The organism is Candidatus Methylobacter oryzae (genome assembly GCF_003994235.2).
Lineage (GTDB): Bacteria > Pseudomonadota > Gammaproteobacteria > Methylococcales > Methylomonadaceae > Methylobacter_A > Methylobacter_A oryzae.
Window position 1 is genome coordinate 22271 of the sequence record NZ_RYFG02000007.1, and the last position, 7389, is coordinate 29659.

Annotated in this window: 7 protein-coding genes; 1 reads left to right on the forward strand and 6 read right to left on the reverse strand. The window is 49.9% G+C overall.

Features of this window, described 5'->3' with window-relative positions:
* Positions 1 to 90 precede the first annotated feature (90 nt).
* Positions 91 to 786 carry a TVP38/TMEM64 family protein gene (locus tag EKO24_RS00760; protein WP_127030238.1) on the forward strand — a complete coding sequence of 232 codons (696 nt, stop codon included), beginning with the start codon at positions 91 to 93 and terminating at the stop codon, positions 784 to 786.
* Here the strand turns inward: EKO24_RS00760 and EKO24_RS22965 are convergent.
* The 6 genes from EKO24_RS22965 to mgtA form a co-directional block, all read right to left on the reverse strand.
* Positions 783 to 1136: an AbrB/MazE/SpoVT family DNA-binding domain-containing protein gene (locus tag EKO24_RS22965; RefSeq protein WP_241674346.1), complete on the reverse strand. Its 354-nt coding sequence runs from the start codon at positions 1134 to 1136 to the stop codon at positions 783 to 785. The two genes, EKO24_RS00760 and EKO24_RS22965, sit on opposite strands and share 4 nt — an antisense overlap.
* Positions 1137 to 1263: 127 nt before the next feature.
* Positions 1264 to 2814, reverse strand: coding sequence for a SulP family inorganic anion transporter (locus EKO24_RS00775; protein ID WP_127030239.1), 1551 nt, complete (start codon positions 2812 to 2814; stop codon positions 1264 to 1266).
* A 313-nt stretch (positions 2815 to 3127) separates the two neighbouring features.
* Positions 3128 to 3643: a DUF1993 domain-containing protein gene (locus tag EKO24_RS00780; protein ID WP_127030240.1), complete on the reverse strand. Its 516-nt coding sequence runs from the start codon at positions 3641 to 3643 to the stop codon at positions 3128 to 3130.
* A 70-nt stretch (positions 3644 to 3713) separates the two neighbouring features.
* The gene (locus EKO24_RS00785; RefSeq protein ID WP_127030241.1) at positions 3714 to 4223 is read right to left on the reverse strand and encodes an aspartate carbamoyltransferase; all 510 of its coding nucleotides are present in this window, start codon (positions 4221 to 4223) and stop codon (positions 3714 to 3716) included.
* 140 nt (positions 4224 to 4363) lie between these two features.
* On the reverse strand, positions 4364 to 4657 hold the full coding sequence (locus tag EKO24_RS00790) for a hypothetical protein (protein ID WP_127030242.1): 294 nt from the start codon (positions 4655 to 4657) through the stop codon (positions 4364 to 4366).
* Between the two features lie 124 nt (positions 4658 to 4781).
* Positions 4782 to 7325 carry a magnesium-translocating P-type ATPase gene (gene mgtA, locus EKO24_RS00795; RefSeq protein ID WP_127030243.1) on the reverse strand — a complete coding sequence of 848 codons (2544 nt, stop codon included), beginning with the start codon at positions 7323 to 7325 and terminating at the stop codon, positions 4782 to 4784.
* Positions 7326 to 7389 lie beyond the last annotated feature (64 nt).

Here is a 7389-nt window from a genome sequence, read left to right on the forward strand (position 1 = left end):
TCCGCATCTTCCATGCGGAACACATTAAAAGCAGCTTGAATACCCGCTTATAAAGCAGCGACCGGCAATTTTTCAGGGAGTAAACGCAACATGCAACAGCAAGACGCCGGACTCATCAAAAAATTAACCATCGCTTTAATATTTGTCGGAGCCGTATTGCTGATCGGGCATGAGCTGAAGCTTCATCTTCCCGACCTAGAGGCCCGTATTCAGAACATGGGCGCTCTTGCACCGCTCGGTTTCATTGTGCTGTTTGTCGCGCTGACGCCGCTTTTTCTGTCAGTCGATGCGCTCTGCTTTGCTGCCGGCGTATTGTTCCCGCTCGGCGCCGGCGTGTTTTACATCGTCATTGCCACTTACCTGGCTTCGGCAGTTATCTTTTTTCTCGGACGCCACTTATTGCGTGAAAGAATCCTGAAGTATCTTGCCGAACATAAGCGCTTTTCCGCAATCAACGCGATCATTAAAAACGACGAGTTCAAATTGATGTTTTTACTGCGCCTGACGCCTTTGCCGTTTGCGCTGCTCGGTTATGCTTTTTCGGTTACTGAAGCCAGGTTCCAACCTTATCTGGCCGCGACCAGCGGCATCCTGATTTACAACATCAGCCTGGTTTATTTCGGCTATACCGCCAAACACCTGTCCGGGTTAATCGGCGAAACTGCGAGGCACAATACCGTTTCATATCCACTGTTGGCGATGGGTCTGGTTGTTTCGCTGGCAGCATTGATTTATGCAGGGAAAACTGCCGGTGAAGCGTTGAAGCGGTTGGGATACAAAGGTTAAATCATTAATGCAGAAAAATAGGGTTCATAAGTCTGCTTTTTTTCTTCAACCTTCGAATAAATGGAGAGCGCTGTTCGCAGAAGCTTGGGGCACATTTCTGCTGGTCCTGGTTGGTGCCGGGGCCGTAAATGACCGGCGAGGTCAGCAAAGAAATGGAAGTTGTGGCGCCCGGTTTGATGGTAATGGCGATCATCTATTTCATGGGTGCCGTCAGCGGTGCGCATATAAAGCCGGCCGTATTCCTCGCGCACATCCACGGTTTGGTCTAGCTTTAAGCTGGCGGCCTCCATTATAGCGGACGGTATTCGCACCGATGCGCTATTGCCCCACTTTTTCACAGTTACACGCATTTTTGACCTCTATCGTATCGTCAAGATTAATGATATACCTGCCCCTTACATACGTTTCAACATTGTCGATACAAACAGAAACCGTTGCCAACAGTAACGCTAGATTAGTTTTAACTAAACAGCCTGATCAATCCTCAACACAAACCCACTTCGCCGCTAAAAACAGCAAGCCCATGACGGCGTAGGCTATCGCCCATTCCCAGGCCGGCGTTAACGACAGCGCAGTATCGCTGACCGTCCAGCGATACGAATGGATCAGGCCGCTGGCCGACAATAAGCTGGCCGCGCCGCTCCATAATGCGGCTTTGATAAAATGACGTTCGATAATCGCAACGGTTAACGCGGCCAGTATCATCGCGGTAAAGATAAAGCCCTGCTCCAATGCGAAAGCGCCGTGCATCCAAATATCCGACTGTTGAAAACGCGCCAGCATCGACTCCGAGAATGCGGGCATTTGCGCTACGCCATAGTCGGCGGCGCGCACGCCGCTTTTCGCCATGAAAGCCCCCCATGCGGCAATGCCGGGAAGCAAGCCCATCACCACCGCCGGCGCATGATTTCTGGGCGTTTCCTGAAAAGCCTGAGCGGCAATTACAATACCGATCCACAAAACAATCGCCATGCCGGCGTCGACCGGAATCGCCCAGGCGATATACGATAAACTGCCGGTTAAACAGATCAGCGTAATCACCGTGCCGTTTAAAATCGAATATCCGGCGCGTGCGCCCATCGCTTTCCAGCCCGGATGGCCGATATAAATCGTGGTCGGAAAGCAGGAGCCAAACAGACTGGCCGCTAACGTGCCGATGCCGTTAACCGCTAATGAAGATTGGGTTGGATAGCTGTCGCCGGCCGCTTCAGCGGATTCGATGTTTTGTAACGAACCGATCACGTTGAACAGCCCCATCGGAATGATGACAGACAGGTAACTTAAGCTGTCTTTCGAGCTCAGCACCGCGAATAAATCGCCGAATGCCGGAATCGGCAAATTCAAGCTTAAATCATTGTGCGGCAACGCGCCGACTGGGGCCAAGCCCATTAACCAGGATAACAAAACGCCTAAAATGACGGCCACCAACCCGCCGGGAATATTGCCGCGAAAGCGCAGTTTGCCGAAATAAACCAATAAAATCACACTCAGCGTGACCAAGCCGACGACAGGATGCGCATAAGTGCGAAACAAGAAACCCAAGGAAATAAACGTTAACGCGATTCCCGACAAAGTCGATAACAACGCGGCGCGCGGCGTTGCCTGCCTGAGCCGCTCGACCACGAACGCACCGCCCAGTTCAATCAGGCCGGAGCCGAAACAGGCCATTAAACCGGCCTGCCAGGCGATGTATTCGGGGTTTGCAGCCCCGGCAGCTTCCGCAACCAATTTTGCCGGCAGCATGACCAGAAAAATGTAAGCGAACAAAGAAACCGTATTGATGCCGTAAGGCAGCGCGCAAATATCGTTGCGGCCGGCAGATTCGGCCAGTTTTTTTGCTTGGTAAGCGTAATATAAATTGCCGATCAGTAACGAAACCGCCGCACCCGGCAGAATATGCTGATAAACCAGGTTTTCCGAAAAGCCCAAGACGTGCTGGCATAAATTCACGATCACCAATAACTGAACCAAGTTATCCAGGGCCAAGCCGAAAAAGCCGTCAAGGTCAGCGCGTACAAACCATCTCATTGTGAAATCCTAAAAATTAAAACCGAAGTACCGTTGCTGTAGGCACTTCTCGCGATAAAAAGAAAGCAGTATAGCTGAGCTTGTTAAATTTAATCAGGAGTATGGCGTTTAACGCGTTGCTGGCGAATGGCAGGCATCTATCCTGTCTGCACTTTGGCTTTTCAGAATAAGGAATAGGGTCAGAACTTGCTCAGCACACTACCGGGTTTCTGGTTTAAATAAATACACTATGCAGTGTCTGACCCATTTTTTGTTGGTTAGAATGTTTCTCAAGGTGAGCGTCCTGCTCAATCCGGCTCTCGTTATAAAAAAATCAGTCAATGCTACCTAAAAAATCCCGCTTGCCGATTTCCAGGCCGTTGTGCCGGAGAATCGCATAGGCGGTAGTGACATGGAAATAAACATTGGGGAGAACAAAATCCAGCAGATAGGGTAAGCCCTCAAAACTCAACGTTCTGTCGTGCATAGGCAAATTAATCGTTTGATTCTCAGAGCCGTCAATCTGCCCGGACTTGAACGATTCGAGCAGCGCTACCGTCTTATCGATCCGGGCCAGCAGCTCAGGAAAGGTCGATTCATTGTCTTCGTACTTTGGCGGCTCGACGCCGGCAAGCCTGGAAACCGATCCCTTGGCAACATCGGTTGCTATCTGTACTTGGCGCGACAGCGGAAACATATCCGGATAAAGACGCGCATTGATCAGCACGGACGGATCGATTTTCTTCGCATCGGCGTAGACAGCCGCTTTTTCGAGAATCGATCTTAGATTGGTCAAGCTGCGAATAATCGGCGGAACCGATGCAGCATACATGGATATAGCTTTTGACATGGTGCTCTCCTGAAAATTGAATGAATTTGCCGTATAAGCGATTTTTCAGCTTACCCCTAAATTCAATGATTTATTCACGTATAGTCTGATGATGTTGACTGTGTTCATTAATCACATCATTGTTATGGTCTATCGCTTGGGCTTGGATCCATTCGCGCAGAGCCTCGATATATTGCGGATATTCGCTGCTGTAATGAATCTGGGCGCCATTTTCCAGGGTTTCATATTCAAATTTTATATCATTGGGCTGTGCGCGTTTTAATTGGGCTAGACCCGGCATATCAGTTCCATGTATGCGCTCAGTTTCGGAAAAATCGCCTTTTGCAAAATCGTCGGCCATTTTGCGCAAATTATTCCTAATCAATTGAATCTGCTCTTTATCACCGGCGGATTTGGCAACGACGTGCTGGATACCGCCGTGAACCGTTTGCGTAAAAGTTTGCAGGGTTTTATTCAGATCGTATGAGGTCGCTTGCTGGGTGCGCCGGTATACTTCGCCCTTTCTGTCGGAGCTGTTTGTTTCGGCAGCAAGCGTGGCGGAAAATACTAAAAGTCCAATCAAAAAAAGGTAGTGTTTCATAGTCAATTTCCTTGTACATCATCAATGTAACTGTTGTTAATATCTGATGATGCTTAAGCCGCGATACCTTTTACCCGGCTTAAGCTCAACAACATTTGTTGGGTTTTGTGCCTTGGCCTATGCGCTACGGTTCTATCCGCTTATTCAAAAACATTATTTGTTTTAGTTTTCTGTTTTTTGATCTCCACGTCGCCGGCAGTCTTTGAATGCCCCATCATTCCCTTGCAGTGATCCATGCAGTTATCCATTTTCATACACTGTTGCATATCCATGCCGCCGGACATTTTCGAGTGGTCCATCATCGCCTTGCATTGTTCCATTTTCATGCATTGTTTCATGTCCATACCGCAGGACATTGGCGTTTGTTCAGCGCCGGCAACAGCGCCAAAAAACACCAATGGCAATAACACGATGATTTTATTTATTTTTATCATAAGTAACGTCCTCTATCCGATTTTTTTAACCCAGCTCGATTAGCCGCTGAGGGAAGGCTCGACTGTATCTGCAAGCACGCTTTTAAGCAAGCTTTTCGAATAGCCGGCAGCGCCGCTCAACGTCTTATATTTTTACGAACCGGTAAAAAATATGCTTTACGACTTCGGCCGTTGAGATATAAAGCAAAACGATGTCGAGCAACAAAGCCAGAATATGCAGCGGTAGCGGCTGAAAACCGATCAAATGCGCAATCGGCGTATAGGGTAACGCGACAGTGACGGTAACGATTGCGAGCGTTGCCGCAGCCAAGTATTTGCCGGGGCGGCTGGAAAAAATCGGCTTGTCGGTACGCACGACAAACACAATCAATGCGGCCGAAACCACGGACTCCAAAAACCAGGCGGTGCGGAATTGTTCGACTGGGACGTTTAGCCAAAGCAACATGCCGAAAGTCATGAAATCGAACAGCGAACTGACAAAGCCGAACGTGATCATGAATTTGCGGATAAATTTAATATCCCAGCGCCTGGGCTGCGAGACCATGTCCGCATCGACGTTATCCGAGGCGATGGTCATCTCCGGGAAATCGGTCAGCAAGTTGGTCAACAGGATTTGCTTCGGTAATAACGGCAAAAACGGCAAGAATAACGACGCGCCCGCCATGCTGAACATGTTGCCGAAATTGGAGCTGGTCGCCATGAACACGTATTTCAACGTATTGGCGAAGGTGATGCGTCCTTCGCGAACGCCCTGCACCAGCACGGCCAAGTCTTTTTCCAACAGCACGATTTCGGCCGTTTCTTTGGCGATGTCGGCGGCGCTATCGACGGAAATGCCGACGTCTGCCGCATGCAGCGCCGATACGTCGTTAATGCCGTCGCCCATGTAACCGACCACAAAACCGGCTTTTTTCAGCGCGATGATAATGCGTTCTTTCTGGTTGGGTTCGACTTCGGCGAATAAATCGACGTCCGCCACTTTATTCATCAACGCCCTTCCGCTCATTTGCTCGATTTCCGGACCGGTCAGGACTTCATGTTCCGCAAGTCCCAGTTGCTTGCTGATAGTCGCGGCAACCAGCCGATTATCGCCGGTGATGATTTTCAGCGTGACGCCCAGTTCGCACAATTGCTTGATGGTATCGGCACAATCTGCTTTGGGCGGATCGAAAAACAGCAGGAATCCTAAAAAGCGCATGCCGGTCTCGTCTGCCTTATCAATTTGGACCTGGGCCTTCGTCGGTTTATAGGCCAATCCCAGCGTGCGAAATCCCTGGCGGCTGAATTCTTCATAACGTTGCTGAATCCGGCCGCTCATAGACTCTATCGGTATCAGCGTGCCGTCGGCATTTTCCGCTTCAGTGCAGGCGTCAAGTATATTGGTCAGCGCGCCTTTGCTGACCAGGATATTTTCGCCCTGCTTTGAAATTAACAGGCTTAGCCGTTTTCGGTGAAAATCGTAAGGAATTTCGGCCAGCTTTTCGCAGTCTGTTACGTCGAACCGGCGAAATTGCCTGATTGCTTCGTCGATCGGATTACTGAACCCGGTTTCATAAACGGAATTCAGGTAAGCATAAAGCGCTACCTTCTCACTGGCGTTGCCCAGTAAATCGAGCGCGCCGTGCATTTGCACGCTGCCTTCGGTCAACGTGCCGGTTTTATCCGAACACAGCACATTCATGCTGCCGAAATTTTCGATGGAAGCCAATTGCTTGACGATGACTTTTTGCTCGGCCATGCGTTTAGCGCCGTGAGCCAGGTTGATGCTGATGATAGCCGGCAATAATTGCGGCGTTAAGCCCACGGCCAGCGCCAGCGCGAACAAAAACGAATCCAGCACCGCTTTTTCAAGATAGACGTTCACCGCAAAAATCAGCATCACCAGTATCAGCGTGATTTCCATCAACAGGTAGCCGAAGTGGCGGATGCCGCGTTCGAACTCGGTCTCAGGCGCTTTTAACTTGATGCGCTGCGAAAGTTTGCCGAATTCGGTGGTTTGTCCTGTTGCAATCACCAGCGCCGAGGCATCACCGCTTTGCACATGCGTTCCCATCCATAAAGCATTGGTGCGTTGGCCTAGCGCAGTATTTGCAGGCAACACGCCGGGCAGTTTTTCGACCGGATAGCTTTCTCCGGTCAGCACAGCTTCATCGATGAACAGGTTGTCGGACTCCAGGATCAGGCAGTCTCCGGGAATGACGTCCCCTGCCCTGAGCAAGACAATATCGCCGGGAACCAGGTTTTCGGCGGCAATCTCAATCGCAGCGCCGTCGCGAAGTACGTTAACCGTGATTTGCACGATCGCCAGCAATTTTTCTATCGCGCTGGCCGCGCCTTTTTCCTGCAAAAACCCCAACAAGCCGCTGATCAGGACAATCGTTAAAATAATCGCCGCATCGACGCGGTCATGTAAGTAGAACGATAAGCCGGTCGCGAACAGCAATATCAGGATGATGGAACTTTTAAACTGGGCCAAAAACAGTTGAAGGTTTCCGGTCTGCTTTTTGTTGTTCAGCCGGTTCGCACCATAACGTTTTAAGCGCTGGGCGGCGTCTTCCTGACTTAAACCTTGGATATTGCTCGACAGTTGGATAAGTAACTGCTGTGCGGGTGTATTCCAGAAGGTGTTGGTTTTATTGGGTCTAAGTGCGTGTTTTAAAAGTTTGATACCTTCCCCGAGGACAGCCTGGTCAGCATCAAATTAATCATGGCGATATGAACGAATGCTTTGC